Genomic DNA, 26664 nt, shown 5'->3' on the forward strand with positions numbered 1-26664 from the left:
GTGTATCGCGCTGTCCTCGACACCTGCGCCCTCGTGCCGAGCCTTCAGCGTGACTTCCTGCTGCAGTTGGCCACCGAGGAGGCTTACGCGCCCATCTGGGGATCTGGGATTCTCTTCGAGCTGGACTACATACTCGCCGGCCTGCACGACAGGCGCGGGATCAGCGATAGCGCAAGGCGCCGACAGCACCTTTTCGACCAGCTGAAGCAGGCGTTTCCGGGCTCAGAGGTTCACGCACCCAAAGACCGCGAGTACAGCTACGGACTCAACGATCCCGATGACGGCCACGTCGCCCACGCGGCGATCATCGGCAAAGCCGACGCCATCGTCACCGACGATCGCCGGGCCGGGTTCAGCACAGCCGGCGTGCTCGCGGAGGCCGATATCGAGACTGTGCACCCACATCAGTTCGCAGCCAACACAGTGTCAGCGCACCCGCATGCAGGAGTACGGGCGTTGCGAGAGATGTCGAATCGCCGAACCAACCCGCCGCAGACCCCGGAACAGATCCTCGACCTGCTGGTGACACAGCACAACATGACCGAGGTCGCCGAGATCCTGCTGCCGCTGCTGGCGGAAGACACCCGGTGTCCCGGCTGACCAACCTCGATCAACTTCACACGACTGAAATTGACACGCCGAAGACCGGACAAATCAAACTATCCACCGAGTGCATGACCCGTGCCTATGCAGGTAGAACGTGTGGCCAGAGCCGGGATCGAAGCGGGTACGAACTCAAACTCGACCCGGTTGCGTCCAGCAGAGCGGTGTACCGGGACCGAACCCTGCTCACCGCCCTGCGCCAAGGCGCAGGACTTCACTACGTCAACGGCACGAACGGTGTGAAAGATCTCGACGTGTACACCTTCTACGCGGCGGACCCGAGCGTCGGGTATCCATACCGCCGCGGAGGTGTCGAGGACTTCGGAGAGTCAGAGCACGGCCGGCACCCCGACGAACACGAGTTCGTCGGACGGCGTGTGAACCTGCTCGGCCGGACCCTCCAAGGTCGGCCTTCAGCCGATCCCGTAGCCGCTGTACGCAGCTATCTCCTTGCGGGCGCCACGGCGACCGCCAAGGAGCTCGCCAAGAAGGCGGTGGTGGCGATCGATCCGGGGAGTGAGGTTCAGCCAGGTGGTGTGGCCCGTGCTATGAGAGCTACTGCTCCGGCCCCGCCAACGAACACGGTGGAGCACGGAACCGTTCCCTCGTCGGGTGCGTCTAGCAGGTATGGAGGAGTACGCAGAGGAACTGGCTGAACTGGTCTCGCCCGACGCCGCCGCGATGGAGGAGGACGATCTGGTCCAGATATCGGCGCCCCTTCCGCAACTCGCCGCTCCAGAGCAAAGCGCCGAGCTTCGTGGCCCTTACGCTGCGGAGGTGACCTCGCCACACCTGGACCAGATCGTCGCTCGACTAGCAGCGCAAACCAGCAGACCCGAAGCAACGACGCAGGCGGACATCTACGCGCTGCTCACCCAGGCCGACATCGGACTAGGAACCGATGAGGTGGCGACGATGGAGGCCCAAGTCGGCGACGGGACCCGCCGCCGGATCGATGTCGAGATCGGCCAGTGCGTCATCGAGGTCAAGAAGAACCTGCACGCCGCGGACCTCGCAGCCGCTGAAGAGCAGCTAGCCGGATATGTCGCCCAGAGGACCCAGGCGCTCGGCCGGTACGTGGGCATCCTCACTGACGGCCGCGAATGGAGGCTCTACCACCTCGACAACGGCGCGCTGGAACTGGTGTCCACCCACACGCTCAGCGTGCAGAACCCGGACAGCGATGAACTCCTCGTCTGGCTGGAATCGGTGATGTCCACACTGAGCGCCATCCAGCCCGTTCCCGAAGAGATCGAGCGGCGGCTCGGCGCCGAGTCGCCGGCACACATGCTCGACGCCGCCGAGCTGCAAGCCATCTACGATGCCAACAAGGACGACAACGAGGTCCAGCTCAAACGCCAGCTCTGGGCGAAGCTGCTCCGCGCGGCACTCGGCGAAGACTTTGTAGACAGCGAAGAGCTGTTCATCAACCACACCCTCCTGGTAACCACCGCCGAGTTGATCGCCCACGCCGTCCTCGGCTTCGATGTCGGTCCGACCGGCACACTCACCGCACGGGAGATCACCAGCGGCGCCGAGTTCGCCAACGCCCGCATTCGAGGTGTCGTGGAGGCCGACTTCTTCGACTGGGTCACCGACACCCCGACCGGCGAGTCGTTTGTCCGCAATCTGGGGCGGCGAGTATCTCGATTCGATTGGCGCACCGTCGAACACGACGTGCTCAAGGTGCTCTACCAGTCCGTCATCACCCAGGAGACCCGCGAGAGTCTCGGCGAGTACTACACCCCCGACTGGCTCGCCGACCGCATGGTGCACGCGTTCGTTACCGACGCGTTGAATTCGGTGGTTGCCGACCCCAGCTGCGGCAGCGGCACGTTCCTGTTCCACGCCGTGCGGCACTTCCTCGCCGCCGCCTCCGAAGCCGGTATCGACATCGACGACGCGGTGCAGCAGGCCACGCACCACGTTGTCGGCATCGATGTGCACCCCGTCGCTGTGACCCTTGCGCGCGTCACCTACCTGCTCGCATTGGGGCGCGAGAACATCACCTCCGGCGGTCGGAAGGACCTGACCGTGCCGGTCTATCTCGGCGACTCGATTCAGTGGCGCCAGGAAGCCGACATCTTCAGCAGCGAGGCGGTCCGAGTACGCACCGACGAGGCCGACATCGCGGGCGGCAGTGGACTGTTCACCCTGGACCTCCTGTTTCCGCGCAGCGTGCTGAAGAACGCCACCGAGTTCGATTACCTAGTTTCCGACATGGCTGATCGAGCGCTGGTTACCGAACCCTCCAATGCCGGGAAGGCGGTCCTACCCGTCCTGAAGAGTCGGGGCATCGCGCCCGATGGCAAGGACGGAAAGATGCTCGCCGAGACCTTCTCGAACCTATGCACCTTGAGAGCCCAAGGCCGCAACCATATTTGGGGCTACTACGTCCGAAACCTGATCCGTCCCCTCTGGCTGGCCGAACCCGACAACCGGGTGGACGTCCTGATCGGCAACCCACCGTGGCTGCGCTACAACAAGATGACCGGCCCGATGCAGGTACAGTTCCGTGCCCTGTCACGGGAGCGCAACCTGCTCACCGGCGCTCTGGGGGCGTCGGGCCGCGACCTTGCGACTCTCTTCGTGGTCCGCGCCGTCGAGCTGTACCTACGCCGTGGGGGCGAGTTCGCGTTCGTCATGCCTCACGGGGTCTTGAGTCGCAGCCCCCACACCGGTTTCCGGAGCGGTGACTGGCGCAGCGATACCGGCAACCACCTCACGGTCGAGTTCGGTGAAAGCTGGGATTTGAAGGGCGCCGACACCGCAACGGGCTTCCCCATCCCGTGCTGTGTCGTCCACGGGAAGCTCTCGGAGTCGATCGGCAAGATGCCCGCGACCACCCTTGCGTGGGCGGGGCGGTTGTCTCGCGCCGACGTCCCGTGGTCGGTGGCATCGGAGAAGCTCACCACCGGTCCCTCGGCGGTGCGGGTCCTCGACCACGGTGTCGTGGTGCCGGAGAGCCCGTACAAGGAGCGGTTCCGCCAGGGCGCGATCATCGTACCTAAGGTGCTGCTATTCGTTGAAGATGCACCAGCCGGACCACTCGGACCGGGTGCGGGCCGTCGCGACGTCACCTCTGCGCGCAGCCGCCTGGAGAAGTTGCCGTGGAAAGACTGCGATTCGCTTCGAGCGAACGTGGAGACGCGCTTCATCCACCCCATCTACCTCGGGGAACAGGTTTTACCCTTCCGGACGACCGAACCGAAGGAAGCAGTTCTACCGATCACCAAGACCTCAATCATGTCCGCAGATGAAATCGAGCTCCACGGAGGTTTGCAGGCGTGGTGGTCCGAAGCCGAGACGGTGTGGGAGCGGCACCGACCAGCGCGTGAGACCAAGCCGCTGCGCGAGCGAATGGACTACCACGCGCAGCTCTCCTCGCAGTTACCCATCGCGCCGACCAGAGTCGTCTACACCGCCTCCGGTAACACGATTGCGGCGGCCATCGTCCGTGATGATCGGGCGGTCATCGAGCACAAGTTGTACTGGGCTCCGTGCCTGGTCGAAGGAGAAGCCCACTACCTGACGGCGATTCTGAACTCCGCTCCGATCCTTGCCAATGTGCAGCCGCTACAAGCGGTGGGGCTGTTCGGACCCCGCGACTTCGACACGCACTTGTTCACTGCGCCGTTCCCCACATATGACGATGAGGTGAGTCTGCACGTTCAGCTGGCCGAGCTCGGTAAGCAGGCCGAGACCGAAGCCGCCACGGTTGACATCAGCGGCGCCAACACGTTCCAGCAAGCCCGGACCAAAGTCCGCGAACACCTGACGGATACCGGCACCGAGGCTGCCATCGTCGAGGCGGTGACCGAGCTCCTTCTCACAGTGGCCGCCGAATCCTGACTCACGGGATTTCCGGCCCGTGCGCGGCCGAAGAGCATCGCACGGCGCGGCTAGCTGGCCTTGTCTGCGCCGCTGGATACGCTCCACCTTGACGGGGAGGAGCATCACGTGACACGCAAGGAGGAACTGCGCAAGCAGGTGGACTACCCGTCGGACCCGCACACCCGCCTCAAGCACGCCTTCTACCGTCGGTACATCGCGTGCTGGATGGGCAAGGTTCTGCAGGGCAGGTGGGCCAAGCCGGGAACGATCATCGACGGATTCGCCGGTTCCGGGATGTACTCCGATGGCCTCGACGGCAGCGCGATCATGATTGCGAAGCTGTTCCGCGAACACATCTGCCGCCCGAACTTCGAGCCGCTCACCTACGTGACGAACGACCTGGACCCCCGCCGCTGCGAAGGCCTGGGCGGGCGCATGAAAGCTCTTCCGGCAGACGACCGGATCCATCACGTACCGGTCGGACCGAAGAAGTTCGAGGACATCGTTGCCGACGTGCGGACGCAACACGCTCCACCGGGAACACAGACTCTGTGGATTATTGACCCCTACGGACTGAAGCAGATCCCGTGGTCCATCGTCTCGGAGATCGTGAAGGTGCCCAAGAACGACGCCGTGATCACGTTCATGGCCGACGAAGCTCACCGGTACCGCACCAACCCGGCGATGGTCTCGGTGATGAACGGCCTCTACGGCGACGACTCGTGGCAGACCATTCCCGACGGTCTCAGCACAGCGCAGTCCAAGGCCGCGCTCGTAAAGCTCTATTGCGACAAGCTGGAAGCGCTCGGATGCCACGCCTCATCGTTCGACGTCGACGTCGCACGCCGGTACACCCGGTACTCGCTGATCTTCGCAACTCATCATCAGGCGGGCCTCGAATGCTGGAACTCCGCCAAGTGGTCTGCGGACCCCACGAGCGGCCGCGGGGCCAGCGCCGCTACGGCGTTTCAGCCGAGCCTGCTTGAACCCGACATAGAGCCCTTGATCGACGACTTCCGGAAGCGCGTCGGTATTCACGACTTCACCGAACTGGTCAACCAGGCGCAAATTCTCGGTCACACGGAACCGCACGTGCGCAGCGCTCTCGACGAGCTGTTCCGGGAAGGGCTTGTGGTCCGGCTGTCTCCCGCCGAGACGCCGAAAAAGGCACCGTGGCCAGCCACAAGCCGTATCCGAATCTTCGAGGCGGGACCGGATGACGGAGGAGACGTCATCGAGGCTTAACCCGTTGCCGCGCTGGGCATCTCATCCCACAGCTGCCCTTCGAGTTCTCGGCCGGCGGCCTTTGGGGTGCGGCCGCCCCACTGCTTGAAGAAGAAGGGGACCTCGGCCTCGGTGCACGCATCACGGATGCCCTGCGCCCACGACAGCTGCATAGGCCGGTACCGCAGCCCGCTCTCGCCGCCGGCGATCACCCAGCCGATGCCGGTGAGGTCGATCCCGTCGAGCGGCCCGAGCAGCGGCTCACACGACAAGAAGCGGACGGCGGCTGGCACCTCGCGGAGATGGTCGACGCGCGGTAGCGCGTCGGCGTTCTCCACCGATACGCCCATCCAGAGGTTGTCCGGCCAGTCCAGCTTGTCAGCCACCCGCCGCAGCCGCAGGCTCCGCTTCGTGAGCACCTGGTAGGTGTGCTGCGGGGTGTCACGGCAGACGTCGAACACGTCGCGGATGAAGTCGATCGGCACGCGGGCGTGGAACAGGTCGGACATCGAGTTGACGAACACGACGCGGGAGTTGCGCCAGCGCCGCGGTTCGTCGAGGGCCTGCGGGTGGACCGTGATGCCGAACCCGGGGCCGGAGGTGCGCGGGTCGCCGTCCTGCTGGTACTTCGCTGAGCCCATCGCCTTGAGGCGCTTGGCCAGGGTCATCGCGTAGCAGTGGTCGCAGCCGGCGGACACACGGTCGCAGCCGGTCACGGGGTTCCAGGTTGCCTCGGTCCACTCGATCGCCGAACGGTCCGCCATCGCACGCTCCCCTCAGCTGCGGATTCTTGCTGTCGCCGCCACTCTATGGTCAGGTACCGACGAGTCGCACAGGGCCATTGTTGCCGGTGTGTCGGGAGTGGCTCGCGCGCGGGTGTCGGCACTGTATTCGGTGGGGTTTCGAACCCAAAGGTGTGAGCGGCACGTCCGTGTCTCTCACACCTCAAGGAATCAGGAGAGCCAAGCCATGGCGATCTGCGGATACTGCAACCATCCCGGCTACCACGTCCAGTTCCTTCCACTGGGCGTTGGGCCCTCCCAGCGGTGCGGGGACTGCCCGCGCTGCCAGGAGGAACCGGACCCGAGCACGGAGCGGTAGCTGAAGGTGCTGACCCCGGGTTCGATCGATCGGTCCCGGGTTCGGCGGGCAGTCTTCGTCATGGAGGCGGCTCTGCACCCCCGCCGCGTAGCGTCCGCCACATGAACCAAAAGAAGACGAGCGGTACCGACCTCAAGACGGTGTTCCCGGAGGTGGACCGTGCGGCGCGCACCCTCATGTACACGCTGGCCTCAGCTCTCGCGTCCGACTTCGATGAGGCGCGGCGACTCGGTTGCACGGACCTCCTGCTGATGACCACCAACGTCGTCACCCACCGCGGCGGCGATCAACACCGCTGAACTCGGGCCTACTCCCCGAACAATTCCGCCGACCACGCTATGACGGTGGGTTCGAAACGCTCGGGGAGATGCGAACCTTCCGGTCGTGCGGCGCCTGGCGCACGGGACGCGGCCTCGAACAGGCACACCGCGCACTCAGCCATATTGAGCGTCACAGCGAGGGCGTCCGCGGTCAAAGGGAACACCGTGCCACTGCGGCCGTAATCCGTCATCCACTTGTAGCCGTGGATGAAGCTGGAGCCGTAGGAGTAGAACTGCCGGGCAATGTTCTCCACACCGCTGTTGGCGATCTCGCCATCGTCGTGTGCCGGTACGTGGGAGTCGACCCACTGCGCCGACTCCCGGATCATCTTCGTGAACGGCGGAGTCTTATCGAAGGTGTAGGCGGCCTTCGCCGCGTCCAGCATCGCGTTGTACTTGCGGCGGTGCTCCGCGTTCTCCACGAGCATCTGCTTCGGGTAGCGGGACGCGCGGGCGGTCTCGTCCTGTTCACCGATCACCAGGAACCGGCGCCGCTGCTCCAGCTGCTCCATCTCCTCGGCCATGCACCGGTCCCTGCGGACTTCGCGATCAGGGTCGCCCAGCAGCCAGATGGTCAGCGCCGCGCACTCCATCGCCACCCTGCAGAGTTGGAAGATCTCAGTGACGTGCGGCTGGCGGTGCGACTTGCGTCGGGCCACCAGAATCCCGACAGTGTGCAGACTCTCCGCGGCGCTCATCGCGGGGAACAACGCGTGCTCGGTGACGGCATGCGGTCCGGCCAACGTCAATGGATACGCCGCGACGAAGGCCTCGTCGTCGAGGGCGAGTTCGCTCCCCGGTTCCGCGGTACGCGGGTGCAGCCCCCACTGGAAAAGTTCACCGGCACGCTCACCTCGTTGATCGATGCGCGTCAAGACCCCGTTGTTGGCGAGGTTGAACAAGGCCTCGGCTTGCTCAGCGTTCAGGCCTAGGTTCGGGATGCTCATGCGAATACACGGTACGAGCTGCCCCGACAGCCCCGGCCGACCGACTCAAACCCGTGGAGCATTCGGCGACTGCAGCGGTCACACGTCTGGCCACGCGAACAGCGACCGGTAGAACAGTTCCCGCTCGTGGGCTCGGGTTCAGTCGCACCGGGCGGTGTCTGCACGCAGCCGAGGATCGCATGTGGAGCGGCCGCCGCCAGCAGCTTGTTCCGCAGGATCAACTCCGTGAACGCCTCGATCAGCCCCGTACCGGCGCTCATCAACGTGACCGCGGCCGTCGCCAGATCGGCGACAGTCGACTTGGCGCCGAACACCGCGGTGGGGTCGGCGCGCCAGACACCGAGACTGTCGTAGTGGTCCTGCGTCAGCTTCGGGTTGGCGCCGGGAAGCAGGTCTGGCATCGCGTCGAGGTCCAGGGCGATGTTCCTCGCACTGCCGTAGCCGCGTCCTGGATGCAGATCAACCGGCAAGATTCCGTCGTGGATGTGGTTGCGGAGCACCTTGCACACCCCGGCGTAGGCGTGCAGCCGTTCGACCTCAGCGAGAGCGTCAGCCGGGTACTCCCGCGCCAGATGTTCGGTGACGTAGCCGCCGGTGTCCAGCGAGAACCGAAAGTTCTTCGGGTTCCGGGTGGGGTCGATCAGCAGCAGGAAGCGGCGGCCGTAGATGTCGAACGCCGCGGCGAGGTAGAGCAGCTGCCGGTCGAAAGCCTCCGCCGCGGCTTCCACGACATCGGCGCCGCGCTTGCCGCCGATCGGATTCGACAGGACCGCGAGTAGTTGATCGAGGGCTCGGGTGGCGCGCGAGAGGCGGACGCGGATGGAGTTGACCGCCGCTGCGAGGTGGATGTCACCCGTCCGCGGCGCGATGATCAGGTGCAGGCAATCGAAGTACGGCATCCGAGCTCCGACGCCCCAGTCGTAGAAGTTCTTGATCGTCGCCGTCGATTCCGTCTGCTCCCACGACCCACCACCGACGAGGCCACCCCGGCGCACCTGCACCACCGGCTTGTTGGTCATGCGCAGGTGATGCCCGATCAGCGCCACCGCGTCGTCCGGGGTGACGCTCAAGACGATGTCGTTGTCCGCGACATCGCAGCGGCCGACGGTGGGAGCCGTGGTGACGATCGCGTCGATATCGACCGCGGCCGCGGCCGCCGCGTATGCCGCTGCCCGGTTCCGCTGCTCAAGGGTGAGGGGCTCCGCGTCGGGGGTGGCGAGCTGCTCGTCGAGCTGTTGGTACACGGGGAAGAAGTGCGCTGTGCTCCATCCCCACTCCCCTTCGGTCTCTGTCGTCACTCGGAACTGCACCGTGTCGAGATGGCGCGAGGCCTCCTCGACAGCGGTGAAGCCGATCTGCCGGACGATCGGATCGTTGAGGACCCGCGCCCACGCTTCGGGAACTTCGGTGCACTTGGGCACCAGCAGCTGGATGTCGAGCTCGTCCCGGCCGAGGAACGTGGAGAAGGTTCCGGCGGGTGGTTCGGGGACGGCGGTGACGTCGATCCCGAGACGCAGCGGCCGAGTGGCAGGCCTCAGCGGGTAAAGAGGTAGGTGCTTGTCGTCGTTCTTAATAGGAGGGCGCACGTACCGCATGAAGCGGTGGTTGGGCTGGCTCTCCGGGAGCGCAATCGTCACAGTCGCCAGAGTCGCATGGCGGGGTGACAACAGCCCCGGGGAACCGCTCGGCGCGTCGTCACACTGAATCCCTTCTCCGTTACGGGGAATCGGCGTTATAGAGAATCGGCGAATGTGGCGTGAGGTGCGTGGTACGTGTCCCGGTGCCGTGGAATCTGAACTCACACGCAAACAGACAGAGTTCACCGGATAATGAGATCGACCCCATCATGCGCCCGCGACTGAGGCGCTTCCTCGAAGGCATCCAACACACGCACTCCAAATGCCGGCACCATAGCTGATTGCGCTTCTTCCTTTGTCATCCAACGGATTTCACGAGCTTCTTCGGTCGCGCGCGGCTCACCCTTAGCTGGCCGACAGCGATATACCAGCGCCACGATTCCGTGGCTCAAATTCTTATAGACCCCAGTGAGGCGTTCGACAGCGACCTCCAAACCCGTCTCTTCCAGCACCTCGCGCTGGACACCCGCCTCAAACGATTCGTCGAGCTCCAGGACGCCGCCGGGCGCCTCCCAGTGGCCGTTGTCGTCCCGTTTGATGACTAGGACACGGCCGTCGTCACGGACAACGATGCCAGCGACGCTGACCGAGTGCTTCGGTGTGGTTGGCATGCGAGACTCCATCCTCCGGCCCGGACTCCGATAGTGACATGGGCGCGTTGGTTACCTAGACTAGTCGGCTAGACATGTAGGGGAAGGCGCTCAGTTGCTGCAACTTGGCCAGATCGACCGAGCGGACGATAAGCCGCCGTATCGGCAGATCGCCACCATGCTGCGCCAAGCCATCATCTCTGGCCAGCTAGAGGCAGGTGCACGCTTGCCCTCCGAGGCCGCGTTGATTGAGCATTTCGGAGTCGCCCGGATGACAGTCCGCCAGGCAGTGCAGGAACTGCGTTCCGAGGGATTGGTGATCTCCGAGCACGGTCGGGGCGTCTTCGTGCGGCCCGCTCCCCCAATTCGGCGGCTTGCATCCGATCGCTTCGCACGTCAACATCGCGCAGGCGGTAAGGCCGCATTCACCGTCGAGGTCGAAAAGTCGGGCTACATGCCACAGGTCGACAACATCACTGTGACACGCGGGAAGCCGAATCCGACTGTCGCCGAACGTCTTCGGTTGACCCCAGACAACGATGTTGTCATCCGATCACGGCGATACCTCGCCGACGGACGCCCCGTCGAAACCGCGATCTCATACATTCCCGCCGCCTTCGCCGAGGGCACCAAGATCGAACAGACCGACACCGGCCCTGGCGGCATTTACGCGCGGCTCGAAGAAGCCGGCCACACACTCGCTCGATTCACCGAGGAAGTCGGCGCACGGATGCCCACCCCCGAAGAACGCCGCGCCTTGCAACTTCCGGCAGGGGCGCCCGTCCTGACGGTGGTTCGGACGGCCTACGACACTAATGACGTGGCGGTCGAGGTGTGCGACACGGTGAAGGCGGCGTCGGCCTACCTGCTGGAATACGACTTCTCAGCGCGCTGAAACCTCGCGAAACGACCAAATGCGGCGCAACGCTTGACTTACTCCTCTAGACGACTAGGTTAAATAGTCATCTAGTCGAACACACTCGAAAGGTTTAGCGATGTCCATTCCCAAATGGCTCCAGATCGGCCACGACCAAGTCTTCTCCCTCGGCGCGTTCCTCGTATCCGAGGTGACGCCGATGATCGACTTCGACAAGTCCTCAGGCGAGAACCGCGTGCAGGCGAGGGACCGTAACACTGGTTTGCCGATGTGGCAGGTCGAAGTGCTTGACGGTGATCCGGCCGCACCGAAGCGCAGCCGAACGGTGACGGTCAAATTCGCCGCACCAACGCAGCCGTCTGCGCCCACCAATTCCAGCGGAACACCTTTCACCCCAGTGGTCTTCGAAGGCTTGATGGCTTTGCCGTATATCGAGCGGTCCGGCGATTTCTCTCGGATCGCGTGGTCGTTCCGCGCCTCGGGTATGACAGCGCCAGGCAAGCCTTCCGCTGGGTCGAACTCGGGTCGGGTGTCGGCATGAATCCTGATCCGTTCGCGCCGGTCGATCCCGACACCCCGCTGCGGTTCGACCACGTGCTGCACTTCCTCACCAGCTTCGTCTTGTACGCGGCGGTCATCGTGGGCGTCATTGCCGTCGGTCTCGTTTACTGGCGCCTGCACTCGCCGGAAACCTACGAGGAACGGTTCGCGACACCTGCCCGGCTCATGCGCTGGCGCCTCTGGGCACACCTCTCGTGGCAAAAGCTGTGCAAGCGCTGCGGCTTGTCCACCTCCGAGCAGGTCATGCGCCGCGACAAAGAAGGACGACAGGTCTCGTCGACGCGTTGGTTTCATCCAAAGCTGTTGGGAACAATCGTGTCGCACACCAGCCTTCGTCTGACGGTGCGCGCCAGGATGGGCCAGACCGTCGAAGACTTGGAGCGTGCCGTCCCAGCGATCCGCGACGCTGCGGGCGCACACTCCGCGCGGTCGGTCGTCGTCTCTCCCGGGACGCTTCGGATCGAGCTGGTCATGCGAGAACAGCTGTCGACGGTAGGTCACGCGGCACCGCCGACAGCAGTGACAACGACACGAGTCGCACTAGGGCGATGCGAGAATGGCTCAGCCTGGAGTCTGCAATTGAGCGGCCGGCACACCCTCACTGTGGGCTGCTCAGGCTCAGGCAAAGGCTCGATCTTCTGGGGCATCGCCTGTGGCCTCGGTCCTGCTGTCGCCGCCGGTGTGGTTCGCCTGGTGGGAATCGACCTGAAATACGGCATCGAATTGTCGGTCGGCTCTGATCTGTTCACGAAGATCGCCACCACGGAAACCGATGCTGTGGAAACCCTTGCCGCGCTGGAGAAGTTGATGGACCAGCGCGGGCAACGTATGGCCGGACACTCACGCCAGCACAGCGCGACTCATGATACGCCGTTGGTGGTGCTCCTGATCGACGAACTCGCCGGTCTGACCAACTACTTGTCCGATCCGGCCATGTGCAAAGCGGCCACAGCATCGTTGTCGCGGATCTTGTCCAAAGGCCGGGGCCTGGGGATTGTGGTGGTCGCGTTCGTACAAGATCCCCGTAAGGAAATCATCCCCATGCGGGAATTGTTCACCCAGACCATCGCGCTGCGGCTGCGTTCACGCGACGAAGTCGCGATGGTGCTCGGCGACGGCATGGTCGACAAAGCGCCCGCGCATCGAATCAGCCCCAACCAACCCGGTACCGGCTACATCATCGCCGAAGACGGACAGGTGACCAAGGTGCGATCCGACTTTTGGAGCGATGACCAAATCCGCGCCACTGCAAAGCGATACGGCCGAGCACGCACACCCGGAGGGAAGCGCGATGAGTGACGACTGGGCTATCTTCGAACTACCCGGCCAAGATCAAATGGCCCGGCATGCAGAAGCTTTGATCCACCGTGCCGACCTCGTCCGCAGAGACGGATGGGACCAATACCGGCACATCTGGTCGTGCGGCGAAGTCATCGGCACCGCTCTGATCTTGGGTGACCATGCCGAACTCCAGCGATGCAGCGAGACAACGGATTCCGCATTAGAGCGGTGGGCATATGACCTGTGGGGTATCACCGGCGGTCAATCCGACGTCGATGCCGGATTACAGCGCACCCGCGCCTGGTTCGACTCGATCCGTGCAACGAGGTGAAGCGATGGTCACTCACGGACTCCGGGAAGCCCTCGTCGCCGCAAGCAACTTCCCTGAGCTGCTAACCGCAGAGCAGGTCTCAGCCTTGCTCGGCGTCTCGGCCGCGACGCTCAACCGTTGGGCCGCGCTCCGCGAAACCACCGGCGAGCAGATCGGCCCGCCGTGCTACACCTTGTCGGAGCGGGTGCGCCGATGGGACTGCGCGGAAGTAAGGTCCTGGCTCAAGCAGGTGCGTCGGTAATGGCCGGCAACACCCCTCGCGGCATCCGCAAGCGCCTCAACGCCGCCGGGGAGCCTCGCTACCAAGTCCGCTATCTGATCCGTGACCCCGATGCGCCGTCAGGCTGGGTGGAAACGTCAGCCACGTTCCCGACCCTGCGTGAGGCGAAGGCGTTCAAGTCCGAACGTGACAACGAGGCCGCACTCGGCGCCCGCCGGTTCGACCCGCGCCTGGGCCGTACACCGCTGCAGCGGGTTTGGACGCAATTCTCCGAATCCAAGAAGCCGGCGGTGTCGCCGAAGACCTGGAGTGGCTACACCCAGCACTGGGATCTGCGCATCAAACCGCGGTTCGGGCACGTGCCGGTCGACGAGATCAGCCGCGGCGACGTCCAAGCCTTCGTTGACGGCCTGACGGTCGGCCCGTGGGCGAAGGTGTCCACGCTGCGCCTGCTGCGGTCGATTCTCGACGTCGCGCACCAAGACGGCCGAATCCACCGCAACCCCGCCCTCGGCGTCTCAGCGGGTCGCATTCCCGAGCGAGAACGGCACCGATACCTGACTGCTCAGGAAGTCCAGACGCTCGCCACAGCGTGCGGCGACCAAGGCGACGTCGTGACGATCCTCGCCTACACCGGCCTGCGCTGGTCCGAACTCGTCGGCCTCCGCGTCAAAGACGTGGACCTCGTAGCCCGTCGCCTCTACGTCAGACGGGCGGCGCCAGAAGTCGAGGGCCACATCGTCATCGGGCCTCCGAAAACCCGGGCCGGCATCCGAACCATCCCGCTCCCCCAAGTCGTCGTCGACATCCTCAAGGGCCGCATCACCGGCCGGGACGCCGACGAGCCCGCCATAACGTCACCCAATGGCGCGATGCTGCGCTCCAACAACTGGCGCCGACACACGCACTGGAACAAAGCCGTCAAAACGACCGAACTGGCCCCGCTGACCATCCATGACCTACGCCATACCTACGCCAGCCTGGCTAGGAAATCCGGCGCTGACCTCCGCTACGTGCAGAAGACCATGGGCCACTCAACGCCGACCGTGACCGCGAACATCTACAGCGACCTCTACTCGGACGAGCTGGACCAGGTCGCAACGAACCTCGATCAGCTTCATGCGACCGAGATTCATGCACCGAAGACCGGACAAGAACCGGACAAAGAAAACTGACAATCGAGTGCAAGACCCGTGTCGATGCAGGTAAAGAATGGTGGCCAGGGCCGGGATCGAACCGGCGACCTTCCGCTTTTCAGGCGGACGCTCGTACCGACTGAGCTACCTGGCCGGAAGGCATGAACTGCCTCGCCGAGTTGGCGACCCTGACGGGACTCGAACCCGCGACCTCCGCCGTGACAGGGCGGCGCGCTAACCAACTGCGCCACAGGGCCTTGCTGCTGCTTCGCGTTACCGCGTCGCGTACCCCCAACGGGATTCGAACCCGTGCTACCGCCGTGAAAGGGCGGCGTCCTAGGCCACTAGACGATGGGGGCCAGAACCGAATCACTCCGGGGTACTCGCAACGTGGTTTCGTTAGGAGCCACGTCAGCTTAGGTCACCGCGGGCCCAATCCTCAAACGAGCCGCGTTTTGGGTCCAAGTATCCTGTGTCTTCGGCCCCTATAGCTCAGTTGGTAGAGCTACGGACTTTTAATCCGCAGGTCCTAGGTTCGAGTCCTAGTGGGGGCACCGAAGCGTTTTTGGCCTCGGCGGCTGGCGCTCATCGGCCGAGCACCGCGCTGCTGTAGGTGACGTCGGCGAAGGCTTGGGCGACCTCGTCGTCGGCGTAGACGAACCCGTTGGCGGCGTGCAGTTGGGCGACCGTCTGCGACGAGGTGCGCCAGCCCCGCTGGCCGAGGTGGTCGACGATATGGCTGCGCTCGCCGTGATAGACGAGGTCGTTGAAGTCGACCTCGAACCCGAACTCGCGCATCCGGTCGTGATGCGCCCGCCAGCGCGGATCGGCGAAAACGGCGGTGTCGGGGACGAAGTCGAAGGCCAAGCGGCTGCCCGGGGCGCTCAGCGCGGTGATGTTGTCGAACAGCGCGTCCTGCGCCGCCTCGGGCAGGTACACCAACAGTCCCTCGGCGCTCCACGCCGACGGCGCCTGCGGATCGAAACCGGCGTCGCGCAGCGCCGTGGCCCAGTCGTCGCGCAGATCGACGGCGACGGCGCGCCGCTCGACGGTCGGCTCGGCGCCCAGTTCGTTGAGGGTCAGGGTCTTGAACTCGATCACCTCCGGCATGTCGACCTCGTAGACGACGGTGTCGGCCGGCCATGGCAGGCGGTAGGCGCGCGCGTCGAGCCCCGAGGCGAGGATCACCGCCTGACGGATCCCACTGCGGGTTGCTTCCAAGAAGAAGTCGTCGTAAAACCTTGTGCGACAGGCCATCCCCCGTGCCATTCGCTGCGGGTCGAACTCGGAAGTCCCGCCGGCCGGGATCTCGCCGTTCACCAGCCGGACGTAGACGTCGATCCCGACGGCTCGCACCAGCGGGGCCGCGTAGGGGTCGTCGATCAACTTCGCGTCGGAGGACAGGGCCCGCTGGGCCGCGACCATCGTCGCCGTCGCCCCCACGCTCGTCGCCAGATCCCAACGATCTCGATCGGTGCGCGCCATCGTGCTCCCTCATCCCGATTCACAAACTTAAATAGACAATCTAGTCAGTATCACAGGGCCGATTCCCGGCGCCGGCGGGATTACTCTCCGACCTATGACCGAGTTCGCCCAGCGGACGATCGAGCTGGCCCGCCGAAACGTCGCGGAGGGCGGGCGCCCGTTCGCGACGGTGATCGTCAACAACGGCCAAGTCCTCGCCGAAAGCGCCAACAAAGTGGCCCAGACCAACGACCCGACCGCGCACGCGGAGATCCTGGCCATCCGCGAGGCCTGCATGAAGCTGGGCACCGAGCACCTCGTCGATGCCACGATCTACGTGATGGCACACCCGTGCCCGATGTGCCTGGGCTCGCTGTACTACTGCTCCCCCAAGGAGGTGATCTTCCTGATCACCCGCGAGGCCTACGAGCAGTACTACCTCGACGACCGCAAGTACTTCGAGGTGTCCACCTTCTACGACGAATTCGCCAAGAGCTGGGACCAGCGACGCCTGCCCATGCGCTACCAACCCCACGAGGGTGCGGTGGACGTCTACCGGTTCTGGAACGAGCGCAACGGCGGCCGGCCCCGGTCCACGACCGTCCCGTCGGCCTGAACACACCCGTTGGCAGGGGTGTCCCGTCTCATTATTATTTGCGTATGCACGCAGATAGCGGCGCAGGCCGGTTGCCGGACGACCAGGTGAGACTGGTCGTCGAGGTCTTCCGGATGCTGGCCGACGCCACCCGGGTGCAGGTGCTGTGGTCACTCACCGACCGCGAGATGTCGGTCAACGAACTCGCCGAGCACGTGGGCAAGCCGGCACCGTCGGTCTCCCAGCACCTGGCGAAACTGCGGATGGCACGCCTGGTCCGCACCCGCCGGGAGGGGACCACGATCTTCTACAGCCTGGAGAACGACCACGTGCGTCAGCTCGTCATGGATGCGGTCTTCAACGCCGAGCACGCCGGCCCGGGCGTGCCCGGTCACCACCGCAGGGATGGCGGACTGCAGGCCGTCGGCGGGTCGAGGCCCGGCCGAACCGGCACCAAGTGAAAAGGGACGCAACACAGCGCATTCGACGTCAGGAGACGGCACCGATGACCGAGCAGCACCCCCACGACGCGCCCCACGCGCACGAACACGAGCATGGCGGCGTCACCCACGCGCACGCGCACACCGCGCACGAGCACCAGCACGTCGAGCACGAACACACCCACACCCACGCCGACGGCACCGAGCACAGCCATCGGCACGTGCATCAGGCGGGCGTGGAGGACGTGCACGGTCACGCGCACTAGAGGGCACTAAACCTGGGGGCAGTAGTGGCTCGGGTCGCCGCGCCGGTCGAGCGGCGGCAGATTGCGTGCCGGTGTCTGCGGCAGCGGCGCGTCGGCCGGGATGCGCCCGGATGCGCGGTCGAGGCCGGCCCGGGCCCGCGGGTGCTTGCGGTACCTGGGGGGCACAAACGCGAAGACGAGCCGCACGAGGTTGCCGAAGCGCCGGTGCAGCCACTCGTCGCGGTCGGTCCACTGAAAGCCCAACCGTTCGCGAACGGCCGGGTGATATAAGCCGACCGTGAGCCAGACGAAGAACGGCCGCGATAGCTTGGTCAGGCCGCCCCACAGCCAATCCGGGAGCCAGGGAGCGATCGGCAGCTTGTCATATATGGTCAGATCAAGCACGGCCCGCGTCGCGTAATTATCCTCTAATACGTTGCGGCACATGTGATCCCAGTAATCCTGAAATTCCTCCCAGGTCTTGGGCACCGGGCGCATGCTCATGCCGTACATCCGGTACCACTGAATGTGTTCGTCGAAGAGTTGGCGCTTGTCGGCCTCGGTCAGGCCGCCGCCGAAGCGTTCGGCCACCAGGATTGTGCCCATGAAGAAAGTGGAGTGTGCCCAATAAAAGACGTCGGGATTCAACGCGTGGTACCGACGCCCCTGGTCGTCCACACCCTTGATGTCGGTGTGGTAGTCGCGAACCTCGGCACCCGTCGTCGGAGCCCGGTCGCCATCGAAGACCACCCCGCCGATCGGGTACAGCGACCGCATCACCCGCGGCAAGGGTTCCCGGAAGAAGGTCGAGTGTTGCTCCACAGCGGCGCCCAACTGCGGGTGCATGTTCTGCATGGATCCCGCGAACGGGCCCTGCAGCATGCCGCGCCAATCACCGAAGTACCGCCACGTCAGCGAATCGGGCCCCAGCGGGATCGGTGGTGCGTCATAGCCCATGGGCGACACCGGGCAGCCAGCGGCGACGCCGGCCGAGGGGTCCGTCTCAGCCGTGGTGGCCGAAGCGCCGCACGCGACGTCGCTGGTCGATGGGCGGGGTACGGACGTATGTTGAGTCACTGTTGGATTCCTGTAGGTATCTGCAAAACTGACTACATGCGTTGTCAGTTTCAAGCTTAGGAGCGATGTGCAGTCCGGTCAACGACGGGGCCGTTGGACCGGCGTCCCCTTGGGGGATCGCCTCACCCTCCGTCGCGAGAACCTCATCGCCGCCGGTGTGCAATTGCTCGGCGGCGACGGTCGGCCCGCGCTGACCGTGCGTGCGGTGTGCCGCAAGGCCGCGCTGACCGAACGCTACTTCTACGAAAGCTTCTCCGACCGTGACGAGTTTGTGCGCGCGGTCTACGACGACGTGTGCACACGCGCGATGGATGCCCTCACGTCGGCGAACACCCCGCGGGAAGCCGTCGAAAAGTTTGTCGAGCTGATGGTCGACGACCCGGTCCGCGGCCGCGTGCTGTTGCTCGCGCCGGCGGTCGAGCCGATGTTGACCCGATCGGGCGCGGAGTGGATGCCCAACTTCATCGAACTGCTGCAGCGCAAGCTGTCCCGGATCGGCGATCCGGTGTTGCAGAAGATGATCGCCACCAGCCTCGTTGGCGGACTGTCGAGCCTGTTCACCGCATATCTCAACGGACAGCTCGGCGCGACGCGCAAACAATTCATCGACTACTGCGTCAACATGCTCTACATCACGGCGGCTCCGTACGTGCCCGCCCCCGAACTGGGGTAGTGCGGCCCCGGTTTATCGCCCGCCCCGGAGCGGCAAATCTCAAGACCAATGGCATCGAACCGTTATGCGGCGCGCGGCCGAGCAGCTTGATGCTACTGAGGTACACAGATATATTGACTGCTACCCATCGACACAGATAACCGGAGGCCCTATGTCAGCCGAGCTGACAAACCTACAGCTGCTGCACGAGCTCGAACCGGTGGTCGAGAAATGCCTCAACCGGCACGAGAGCATGCACAAGAACTGGAACCCGCACGACTACATCCCGTGGTCGGACGGCAAGAACTTCTACGCACTGGGCGGGCAGGACTGGCACCCCGAGGAGAGCAAGCTCTCCGACCTCGCCCAGGTGGCGATGGTGCAGAACCTGATGACGGAGGACAACCTGCCGTCATATCACCGCGAGATCGCGATGAACTTCGGCCTGGACGGCCCGTGGGGCCAGTGGGTCAACCGGTGGACCGCCGAGGAGAACCGGCACGGCATCGCGCTGCGTGACTACCTGGTGGTGACCCGCGCGGTCGACCCCGTCGAGCTGGAGAAGCTGCGCATCGAGGTGGTGAACCGGGGCTTCAGCCCGGGCCAGAATCAGCAGATCCGAGCCGACCTGTTCGCCGAGAGCCTGTTCGACTCCGTCATTTACGTGACCTTCCAAGAGCTGGCGACCCGGATTTCGCACCGCAATACCGGCAAGGCGTGCAACGAGACGATCGCCGACCAGCTGCTGGCGAAGATCTCAGCCGACGAAAACCTGCACATGATCTTCTACCGCGATGTCAGCGACGCCGGGTTCTCTGCGGCGCCCAACCAGGCGATGAAGTCCCTGCACAAGGTGCTGCGCAATTTCCAGATGCCGGGCTATCAGGTCCCGGAGTTCCGGCGCAAGGCCGTGTTCATCGCGGTCGGAGGGGTCTACGACCCCCGCATCCACCTCGACGACGTGGTCATGCCGGTATTGAAGAAGTGGCGCATCTTCGAGCGCGAGGACTTCACCGGTGAAGCGGCGGCGATGCGCGACGACCTCGCCCTGCTGATCAAGGAACTCGAGCAGGCCTGCGAAAAGTTCGAGATATCGAAGCAGCGCCAGCTCGACCGGGAAGCCCGCACAGGCAAGAAGACCACGGCGTTCGAGCTGCACCAGACTGCGGGCAAACTGGTGATGAGCCGCCGGTAGTCAGCCTTGCGCATCGGTCCCATCACGCTCGCCAGCCCGGTGGTGCTGGCCCCGATGGCGGGCGTTACTAATGTTGCATTCCGGACCCTGTGCCGGGAACTGGAGCAGTCGAAGGTCGGCACGGTCAGCGGGCTCTATGTCTGCGAGATGGTGACGGCGCGCGCTCTCGTCGAGCGGCACCCGGTCACCATGCACATGACCACCTTCGCGCCGGACGAGTCGCCGCGCTCGTTGCAGCTCTACACCGTCGATCCGGCCACGACCTACGCCGCCGCCAAGATGATCGCCGACGAGGGGCTGGCCGACCACATCGACATGAATTTCGGCTGCCCGGTGCCCAAGGTCACCAAGCGCGGCGGCGGGGCGGCGCTGCCGTACAAGCGACGGTTGTTCGGCCAGATCGTGGCGGCGGCCGTGCGCGCGACCGAAGGCACGAAGATCCCGGTGACCGTCAAGTTCCGCGTCGGTATCGATGACGAGCACCAGACGCACCTCGACGCCGGCCACATCGCCGAAACCGAGGGTGCCGCCGCCGTCGCGCTGCACGCCCGCACGGCGGCGCAGCGCTACTCCGGCACCGCCGACTGGGAGCAGATCGCCCTGCTCAAGCAGCACGTGCGGACGATCCCCGTGCTGGGCAACGGCGACATCTACGACGCCAGCGACGCCTTGACGATGATGGCCACCACAGGATGCGACGGCGTCGTGATCGGCCGCGGCTGCCTGGGCCGACCTTGGCTTTTCGCCGAGCTTTCGGCCGCGTTCACCGATAGCCCGGCCCCCGCCCCGCCCACGTTGGGCGAAGTCGCCGACATCGTCCGCCGGCATGGCCAGTTGCTGGCCATGCACTTCGGCGAGGACAAGGGCATGCGCGACATCCGCAAGCACATCGGCTGGTACCTGCACGGCTTTCCGGCCGGCTCCGAGCTGCGCCGGGCGCTGGCGATGGTCAGGACGCTCGACGAACTCGATTCGCTGCTCAGTCAATTGGACGCCACCGTCCCGTTCCCGGACGCCGCCAGCGGCCCCCGGGGCCGGCAGGGTTCACCCGCCCGGGTGGCATTGCCCGAAGGCTGGCTGAGCGACCCCGACGACTGCAGCGTCCCGGCGGGCGCCGACGTGATGCACTCCGGCGGCTGACGACCGCTCGAAATCGCGTCCGGACCGATAACTCAGTACGATGTGGACCTTGCTGCATTGCGCGTTCGTGGGGCGGATCGGTAACGCGCCGCCGCCCGAGGGCGACAAAGGAGTGCGACCCACGGGTGGCACGAGCCGCAGCGCTGACAACGCCGGGCGCCGGGCCGACACCGCGCACGGACACGGACATCCGCATCAGAGCTTCGGAGGCCGGTAGGACATGAGTGACGCCGAGGGCGACGCCACTCCTGACGTTCGGCACGCGGCGTTAGGCGCCGCGCCCTGGGAGCGGTTCTCGGAGCCGCCGTCCGACTACAGCCTTCACTTATGGCAGACCGACACCGCGGTCGAGCCCGTCGCGCCTCGAGCAGCCGATGACAACGACTCCGGATGCCATACGGGGGGCGGGGTCAGCGTCGCCGACCTGATCGCGAAACTCGGTGCCCCGGCGACGGGCCGGTCCACTCACCGCCGTGCCGAACCGGAGGCCGAACCCGCGGACGACGCCGCATCGGGCCTGCCGGTGGAGCTGCAAGAGACTCAGGTGATCGAGGACCTGGCGTACTCGCTCGACGCGGTCTCGGAACTCCCCGACCTCGGCGCCGCTGACCATCCGCACCGCGACGGGTCCGCATCCGGCGTGACGCCCGACGCCGTCGCGCGCACGACGGGTCGACGCCACCGGCCGATGCTGGTGGCCGCGCGCTCGCTGGCGGCGCTGCTCGCCGTGCTGGCCGTCGTCATGACCGGCGGGGCGTGGAAGTGGAGTACGTCGAAGAACGCACGGCTCAACACCATCAGCGCCCTTGACCCGCAGTCGGACGACATTCGCGACCGCAACGGGCAATACGGGGACGAAGACTTCTTGATCGTCGGCCTCGACTCCCGCGCCGGCGACAACGCCAACATGGGCGCCGGCAACACCGACGACGCGGACGGCGCCCGCTCGGACACCGTGATGCTGGTCAACATTCCGGCCAACCGCAAACGCGTGGTGGCGGTGTCGTTCCCCCGTGATCTCGCGATCACCCCGATGCAGTGCGAGGCGTGGAACCCGGACACCGGTAAGTACGGCCCCCTCTACGATGCGAAGACCAAGACCTGGGGCCCGAAGATGGTCTACACCGAGACCAAACTGAACTCGGCATTCGCCTTCGGCGGCCCGAAATGTCTGGTGAAGGAAATCCAGAAGCTGTCCGGCCTGAGCATCAACCGATTCATCGCCGTCGACTTCTCCGGGTTCGCCAAAATGGTCGATGCCCTGGGCGGTGTCGAGGTCTGCTCGAAAACCCCACTGCACGACTACGAGTTGGGCACGGTCCTCGAACACGGCGGCCGCCAAGTCCTGGACGGCAGCACCGCCCTGAACTATGTGCGAGCCCGGCAGGTCACCACCGAAACGAACGGGGACTACGGCCGCATCAAACGCCAGCAGTTGTTCTTGTCGTCGCTGCTGCGGTCGTTGATCTCCGAGGACACGCTGCTCGACCTCAACAAGCTCAACAACGTCGTCAACATGTTCATCAGCGACACCGTCGTCGACAACGTGCAGTCGAAGGACTTGATCCAACTGGGCCAGTCGTTGCAGGGGATGGCGGCCGGTCACGTCACCTTCGTGACCGTGCCGACCGGCGTCACCGACCAGAACGGCGACGAGCCGCCGCGGATGGCCGACATGCGCGCGTTGTTCGACGCCATCATCAACGACGATCCGCTGCCTGAGGAAAACGACCAGAACGCAAAGAATCTGGAGACCTCCGACGACAAGTCGGGGCAGACGAAGGCGCCCGCGACCAAGAAGGCGCCGGCCCCCACGCCGGCCCCCGAGGCCCGACACGAGCAGGTCACCACGACCACGCCGGGCGACGTCACGGTGCGGGTGTCCAACGCCACGACGCAGAGCGGCCTGGCCGCCACCGCCACCAGCCAGCTCAAGCGCGACGGCTTCAACGTGATGACGCCGGACGACTATCCGAGTGCGGTGAACACGACGACCGTGTTGTTCTCGCCCGGAAACGAGCAGGCGGCGGCGACCGTGGCGTCGTCCTTCACCAATGCGAAGGTCCAGCGGGTTTCCGGCTACGGGCAGGTGGTGCAGGTGGTGCTCGGGCCTGACTTCAAGGCGGTCGCCACTCCCCAGCCGAGCGGCTCGTCGATCAGTTTGCAGATCGAACGCGGTTCTGGCAGCGCCCCACCCAAGCTGCCCGAGGACCTGACCGTCACCAACGCCGCCGACACCACCTGCGAGTGAGCGCATTTGGCGGCGCTGCGGCCCCCATTTTCGGCGCCGAGAACGTAGGCTTGGCGATATGCGGACCGCCTACCATGAGCAGCTTTCGGAGTTATCCGAGCGCCTAGGCGAGATGTGCGGGTTGGCGGGCGTCGCCATGGAGCGGGCCACCCAGGCGCTGCTGCAAGCGGATCTGGTACTGGCCGAGCAGGTGATCTCCGATCACGAAAAGATCGCCGCGCTGAGCGCCCAGGCCGAAGAAAGCGCCTTCGTGTTGCTTGCCTTGCAGGCGCCGGTCGCCGGTGATTTGAGGTCCATCGTGAGCGCGATTCAGATGGTGGCCGACATCGACCGGATGGGCGCGCTGGCCCTGCACGTCGCGAAGATCGCTCGCCGCCGGCATCCCCAACACGCGCTGCCCGAAGAGGTCAACGGCTACTTCGCCGAAATGGGCAGGGTCGCAGTCGAATTGGGCAACAGCGCGCAAGAGGTGGTGATGTCGCGCGACCCGGAGAAAGCCGCCCGGATCCGCGAAGAGGACGACGCGATGGACGATCTGCACCGCCATCTGTTCTCGGTGCTGATGGACCGCGAATGGAAGTACGGTGTGGCGGCCGCGGTCGACGTGACCCTGCTGGGCCGGTTCTACGAGCGCTTCGCCGACCACGCCGTCGAAGTGGCCAGGCGCGTCATCTTCCAGGCGACCGGCAAACTGCCCGAAGAGGAAACGAATCCCCCCTCGTAGTAGGCGAAAGCACGTCCAGCTAGCCGAAGCGGCCGGAGATGTAGTCCTCCGTGGCCTTCTGGCTGGGGTTGGAGAAGATCTTCTCGGTGTCGTCGACTTCGATCAATCGACCCGGCTTTCCTGTTGCTTCCAGGTTGAAGAACGCGGTGTAGTCGCTGACCCGGGCGGCCTGCTGCATGTTGTGGGTGACGATGACGATCGTGTAATCCTGCTTCAACTCACTGATCAGCTCCTCGATGGCCATCGTCGAGATCGGGTCCAGCGCGGAGCACGGCTCGTCCATGAGCAACACGTCGGGTTGCACGGCGATGGCCCGCGCGATGCACAACCGTTGCTGCTGCCCCCCGGACAGTCCGCCGCCGGGTTTGTCCAACCGGTCCTTGACCTCATCCCACAGGTTTGCGGCGCGCAGTGAGTGTTCGGATGTCTCATCGAGCAGCTTGCGGTCGCGCACGCCCTGCAGCTTCAAGCCGGCCACCACATTGTCGCGAATTGACATGGCGGGGAACGGGTTCGGTCGCTGGAACACCATCCCGATCGCCCGACGTACACCGACCGGGTCTACACCGGGGCCGTAGATGTCTTGGTCGTCGAGAAGCACGCTGCCCTCGACCCGGCCGCCGGGGATGACCTCGTGCATCCGGTTCAGCGTGCGCAGCACGGTCGTCTTGCCGCAACCCGACGAGCCAATGAACGCCGTTACACTGCGGGGCAGAATCGACAGCGTCACATCCGCGACCGCTTTGAACGACCCGTAGTAGATGTTGACGGCTTTGAGGTCCAACCGCTTGGCCACTTAGTGCTCCTGCCTACGACGTTTCGGCGCCATGTTGATGGTGGCGATCACCAGGATGAGGGTTCGGGCGGCACCCCACAACCGATCCGTGGGGACCGGGTTCAGGCCGGCGCTGGTCTGCTTCTACATCATGCCAGGCAGCCTTCCCATGAGTCCGACCACGATGTCGATGTTCATGGGCTGCGCGGCTAGCGGGTTTGGGGTGATCCATGCGATCCCGGGCCCATCTGGTCACTGCAGCGCCTCGATCGCGGCAACCAGCCGGTCTTTGACCTTGGCGGGCAGGGGGACGTAGCCCGCCGACGGAAGATCCGTCTGCCCCCTGCCGGCGGCCACGGTGAGGAACGACTTGATCGCTCCCGAGGTGTCCGGATCGGAGCCCTTCGAGCAGACGATCTCGTACGTCGCCAGCAGCAACGGGTAGGAGCCCGGCTCCTGGGAGGAGTACATCGGGTTGAGGTCGAGCACCAGGTCATTGCCGTCGGCGACGAAATCGGCCGCCTTCACCGCGTTACCGGCCGTCTCGTTGGTAAGCGGGACTACGACGCCCTTGTTGGTCGCGATCCGGGCGTAGGGCATCGCGGACTGGTCGGCAAACCACTTCTCGACGTATCCGATGGCTCCCGGGGTGGCCCGCACGGCCTGAACGACCCCGGCCGATTTCGGGGCGCCCTCGCCCACCCCGCCCTGAAACACGGTGCCCACGCCTTTGGTCCAGCTCTGCGGTGCGGCGGCCGTCAGAAATTTCTGCAGGTTGTCGGTCGTTCCGGACGAGTCCGCTCGGTAGATCGGCGTGATCTTCGTATCGGGCAGCACGACGCCGGGATTGAGGGCGGCCAGGATCGGGTCGTTCCACGCCGTGATCCGTCCGCTGAGGATCTTGGCCAACGCGTCGCTGCTCACCACGAGCGCCGGGACTTCGGCCAGGTTGTAGACCAGAGCGATCGGCCCGAAGACCAGCGGCAAGTCCCACGCCGGGTTTCCGTCGCAGCGGGCGGCGGCCGGACCGATCTGGTCGGCGGCCAGCGGGGAGTCGGTGCCCGCGAAATCGACGTGGCCGGCGATGAACTGCTCGCGGCCCGCGCCCGAACCAGTCGGGTTGTATGACACGCTCTTGCCCGGGCAGTACTGCCCCCAGAACTGGTTGAACAGCGCCATCGCATTCAGTTGAGCCGTCGACCCTTCCGCCGTGAGCTTGTTCTTGCCGCCGCATCCCGCCGTGCCCGTGGGCCCGGACAGGGCTGCCGGTGACGCCCCCCGGCGGTTCTGATCGCTGTCACAGCCCGCCAGCGCGCCGCTCCCGACTGCCGCGACCATCAGCGCCGCCAGCGCCCTGCCTCCCCTGTCGAGCCTCACCGATCCCGCTTCCTGACCCATTCGGACCCGCGTGTGCGCCGCCGGCCATCTCCCAAGAGGTTGCCGG

Annotated in this window: 27 protein-coding genes, 4 tRNA genes and 1 pseudogene; 20 read left to right on the forward strand and 12 right to left on the reverse strand. The window is 65.2% G+C overall.

Annotated elements, in window-relative coordinates:
• The 4 genes from G6N37_RS16175 to tcmP all read left to right on the forward strand — a co-directional run bounded on the left by G6N37_RS16175 (position 1) and on the right by tcmP (position 5682).
• A complete protein-coding gene (locus G6N37_RS16175) occupies positions 1 to 600 on the forward strand; it encodes a PIN domain-containing protein (RefSeq protein ID WP_163681857.1) in 600 nt (199 codons plus the stop codon).
• Positions 588 to 1259 (forward strand): hypothetical protein, encoded by a 672-nt coding sequence (locus G6N37_RS26295; protein ID WP_232075046.1) that lies wholly within the window; start codon positions 588 to 590, stop codon positions 1257 to 1259. Before G6N37_RS16175 ends, G6N37_RS26295 begins: the two co-directional genes overlap by 13 nt.
• Positions 1231 to 4455: an N-6 DNA methylase gene (locus tag G6N37_RS16180; protein ID WP_232075049.1), complete on the forward strand. Its 3225-nt coding sequence runs from the start codon at positions 1231 to 1233 to the stop codon at positions 4453 to 4455. The genes G6N37_RS26295 and G6N37_RS16180 overlap by 29 nt, the downstream gene beginning before the upstream one ends.
• 108 nt (positions 4456 to 4563) lie before the next feature.
• Positions 4564 to 5682, forward strand: a complete 1119-nt coding sequence (tcmP, locus tag G6N37_RS16185; protein ID WP_163681858.1) for a three-Cys-motif partner protein TcmP — start codon at positions 4564 to 4566, stop codon at positions 5680 to 5682.
• On the opposite strand, the gene G6N37_RS16190 is transcribed toward tcmP, so the two are convergent.
• Positions 5679 to 6425, reverse strand: coding sequence for a DUF5131 family protein (locus G6N37_RS16190; RefSeq protein WP_163681860.1), 747 nt, complete (start codon positions 6423 to 6425; stop codon positions 5679 to 5681). The genes tcmP and G6N37_RS16190 overlap by 4 nt on opposite strands.
• 438 nt (positions 6426 to 6863) lie before the next feature.
• Here G6N37_RS16190 and G6N37_RS16195 point away from each other — a divergent pair, with 438 nt between their 5' ends.
• On the forward strand, positions 6864 to 7061 hold the full coding sequence (locus G6N37_RS16195) for a hypothetical protein (RefSeq protein ID WP_163681863.1): 198 nt from the start codon (positions 6864 to 6866) through the stop codon (positions 7059 to 7061).
• A gap of 8 nt (positions 7062 to 7069) precedes the next feature.
• Here G6N37_RS16195 and G6N37_RS16200 read toward each other — a convergent pair whose 3' ends face one another.
• From G6N37_RS16200 to G6N37_RS16210, 3 genes are all read right to left on the reverse strand, one after another.
• The gene (locus tag G6N37_RS16200) at positions 7070 to 8029 is read right to left on the reverse strand and encodes a hypothetical protein (RefSeq protein WP_163681866.1); all 960 of its coding nucleotides are present in this window, start codon (positions 8027 to 8029) and stop codon (positions 7070 to 7072) included.
• A complete protein-coding gene (locus tag G6N37_RS16205) occupies positions 8026 to 9666 on the reverse strand; it encodes a hypothetical protein (protein WP_232075051.1) in 1641 nt (546 codons plus the stop codon). Before G6N37_RS16205 ends, G6N37_RS16200 begins: the two co-directional genes overlap by 4 nt.
• A 182-nt stretch (positions 9667 to 9848) precedes the next feature.
• Complete coding sequence (locus G6N37_RS16210; protein ID WP_163681868.1) at positions 9849 to 10277, reverse strand: NUDIX hydrolase; 429 nt, start codon at positions 10275 to 10277, stop codon at positions 9849 to 9851.
• A 94-nt stretch (positions 10278 to 10371) separates the two neighbouring features.
• On the opposite strand from G6N37_RS16210, the gene G6N37_RS16215 reads away from it, so the two are divergent.
• From G6N37_RS16215 to G6N37_RS16240, 6 genes are all read left to right on the forward strand, one after another.
• A complete protein-coding gene (locus G6N37_RS16215; protein ID WP_163681871.1) occupies positions 10372 to 11151 on the forward strand; it encodes a GntR family transcriptional regulator in 780 nt (259 codons plus the stop codon).
• Between the two features lie 100 nt (positions 11152 to 11251).
• The gene (locus tag G6N37_RS16220) at positions 11252 to 11674 is read left to right on the forward strand and encodes a plasmid replication, integration and excision activator (RefSeq protein ID WP_163681873.1); all 423 of its coding nucleotides are present in this window, start codon (positions 11252 to 11254) and stop codon (positions 11672 to 11674) included.
• Complete coding sequence (locus G6N37_RS16225; protein WP_163681875.1) at positions 11671 to 12993, forward strand: FtsK/SpoIIIE domain-containing protein; 1323 nt, start codon at positions 11671 to 11673, stop codon at positions 12991 to 12993. The genes G6N37_RS16220 and G6N37_RS16225 overlap by 4 nt, the downstream gene beginning before the upstream one ends.
• On the forward strand, positions 12986 to 13306 hold the full coding sequence (locus G6N37_RS16230; RefSeq protein WP_163681877.1) for a hypothetical protein: 321 nt from the start codon (positions 12986 to 12988) through the stop codon (positions 13304 to 13306). The genes G6N37_RS16225 and G6N37_RS16230 overlap by 8 nt, the downstream gene beginning before the upstream one ends.
• Before the next feature lie 4 nt (positions 13307 to 13310).
• A complete protein-coding gene (locus tag G6N37_RS16235) occupies positions 13311 to 13547 on the forward strand; it encodes a helix-turn-helix transcriptional regulator (protein WP_163681879.1) in 237 nt (78 codons plus the stop codon).
• Positions 13547 to 14701 (forward strand): site-specific integrase, encoded by a 1155-nt coding sequence (locus G6N37_RS16240; RefSeq protein ID WP_163681881.1) that lies wholly within the window; start codon positions 13547 to 13549, stop codon positions 14699 to 14701. The genes G6N37_RS16235 and G6N37_RS16240 overlap by 1 nt, the downstream gene beginning before the upstream one ends.
• A gap of 38 nt (positions 14702 to 14739) precedes the next feature.
• Here the strand turns inward: G6N37_RS16240 and G6N37_RS16245 are convergent.
• The 3 genes from G6N37_RS16245 to G6N37_RS16255 form a co-directional block, all read right to left on the reverse strand.
• Positions 14740 to 14816 (reverse strand) — tRNA-Phe (locus G6N37_RS16245).
• 26 nt (positions 14817 to 14842) lie between these two features.
• Positions 14843 to 14919: transfer RNA gene (locus G6N37_RS16250), tRNA-Asp, on the reverse strand.
• 29 nt (positions 14920 to 14948) lie between these two features.
• A tRNA-Glu gene (locus G6N37_RS16255) sits at positions 14949 to 15021 on the reverse strand.
• A 122-nt stretch (positions 15022 to 15143) separates the two neighbouring features.
• Here G6N37_RS16255 and G6N37_RS16260 point away from each other — a divergent pair.
• A tRNA-Lys gene (locus G6N37_RS16260) sits at positions 15144 to 15216 on the forward strand.
• A gap of 31 nt (positions 15217 to 15247) precedes the next feature.
• Here the strand turns inward: G6N37_RS16260 and G6N37_RS16265 are convergent.
• Positions 15248 to 16147 (reverse strand): class I SAM-dependent methyltransferase, encoded by a 900-nt coding sequence (locus G6N37_RS16265; RefSeq protein ID WP_163681883.1) that lies wholly within the window; start codon positions 16145 to 16147, stop codon positions 15248 to 15250.
• A gap of 94 nt (positions 16148 to 16241) precedes the next feature.
• On the opposite strand from G6N37_RS16265, the gene G6N37_RS16270 reads away from it, so the two are divergent.
• From G6N37_RS16270 to G6N37_RS16280, 3 genes are read left to right on the forward strand one after another with little or no spacing between them, the layout of a single operon-like run.
• On the forward strand, positions 16242 to 16742 hold the full coding sequence (locus G6N37_RS16270) for a nucleoside deaminase (RefSeq protein ID WP_163681885.1): 501 nt from the start codon (positions 16242 to 16244) through the stop codon (positions 16740 to 16742).
• Between the two features lie 44 nt (positions 16743 to 16786).
• Entirely contained in the window at positions 16787 to 17182 is a 396-nt protein-coding gene (locus G6N37_RS16275; protein WP_163681891.1) for an ArsR/SmtB family transcription factor, read from the forward strand.
• Between the two features lie 44 nt (positions 17183 to 17226).
• Positions 17227 to 17427: a zinc transporter Slc39a7 gene (locus tag G6N37_RS16280; RefSeq protein WP_163681893.1), complete on the forward strand. Its 201-nt coding sequence runs from the start codon at positions 17227 to 17229 to the stop codon at positions 17425 to 17427.
• Positions 17428 to 17433: 6 nt separating this feature from the next.
• On the opposite strand, the gene G6N37_RS16285 is transcribed toward G6N37_RS16280, so the two are convergent.
• Positions 17434 to 18483: an oxygenase MpaB family protein gene (locus G6N37_RS16285; RefSeq protein ID WP_163681895.1), complete on the reverse strand. Its 1050-nt coding sequence runs from the start codon at positions 18481 to 18483 to the stop codon at positions 17434 to 17436.
• A gap of 67 nt (positions 18484 to 18550) precedes the next feature.
• On the opposite strand from G6N37_RS16285, the gene G6N37_RS16290 reads away from it, so the two are divergent.
• The 5 genes from G6N37_RS16290 (at position 18551) to phoU (ending at position 24445) form a co-directional block, all read left to right on the forward strand.
• Positions 18551 to 19156, forward strand: coding sequence for a TetR/AcrR family transcriptional regulator (locus G6N37_RS16290; RefSeq protein ID WP_163681896.1), 606 nt, complete (start codon positions 18551 to 18553; stop codon positions 19154 to 19156).
• A 151-nt stretch (positions 19157 to 19307) separates the two neighbouring features.
• Positions 19308 to 20330, forward strand: coding sequence for an acyl-ACP desaturase (locus tag G6N37_RS16295; protein ID WP_163681899.1), 1023 nt, complete (start codon positions 19308 to 19310; stop codon positions 20328 to 20330).
• Between the two features lie 6 nt (positions 20331 to 20336).
• Entirely contained in the window at positions 20337 to 21470 is a 1134-nt protein-coding gene (gene dusB / locus G6N37_RS16300) for a tRNA dihydrouridine synthase DusB (RefSeq protein ID WP_163681901.1), read from the forward strand.
• A gap of 220 nt (positions 21471 to 21690) precedes the next feature.
• Positions 21691 to 23721, forward strand: a complete 2031-nt coding sequence (locus G6N37_RS16305) for an LCP family protein (RefSeq protein ID WP_163681903.1) — start codon at positions 21691 to 21693, stop codon at positions 23719 to 23721.
• A 58-nt stretch (positions 23722 to 23779) separates the two neighbouring features.
• A complete protein-coding gene (phoU, locus tag G6N37_RS16310) occupies positions 23780 to 24445 on the forward strand; it encodes a phosphate signaling complex protein PhoU (RefSeq protein WP_163681905.1) in 666 nt (221 codons plus the stop codon).
• A 19-nt stretch (positions 24446 to 24464) separates the two neighbouring features.
• On the opposite strand, the gene pstB is transcribed toward phoU, so the two are convergent.
• From pstB to pstS, 3 genes and pseudogenes are all read right to left on the reverse strand, one after another.
• A complete protein-coding gene (pstB, locus tag G6N37_RS16315; protein WP_083168241.1) occupies positions 24465 to 25241 on the reverse strand; it encodes a phosphate ABC transporter ATP-binding protein PstB in 777 nt (258 codons plus the stop codon).
• Positions 25242 to 25427: pseudogene (locus G6N37_RS16320) on the reverse strand (phosphate ABC transporter permease PstA); the annotation flags it as partial. It abuts the gene before it with no gap.
• Positions 25428 to 25472: 45 nt separating this feature from the next.
• Positions 25473 to 26597: a phosphate ABC transporter substrate-binding protein PstS gene (pstS, locus tag G6N37_RS16325; RefSeq protein WP_372514695.1), complete on the reverse strand. Its 1125-nt coding sequence runs from the start codon at positions 26595 to 26597 to the stop codon at positions 25473 to 25475.
• Positions 26598 to 26664: the final 67 nt, after the last annotated feature.

The organism is Mycobacterium seoulense, assembly GCF_010731595.1.
GTDB classification, from domain to species: Bacteria; Actinomycetota; Actinomycetes; order Mycobacteriales; family Mycobacteriaceae; genus Mycobacterium; species Mycobacterium seoulense.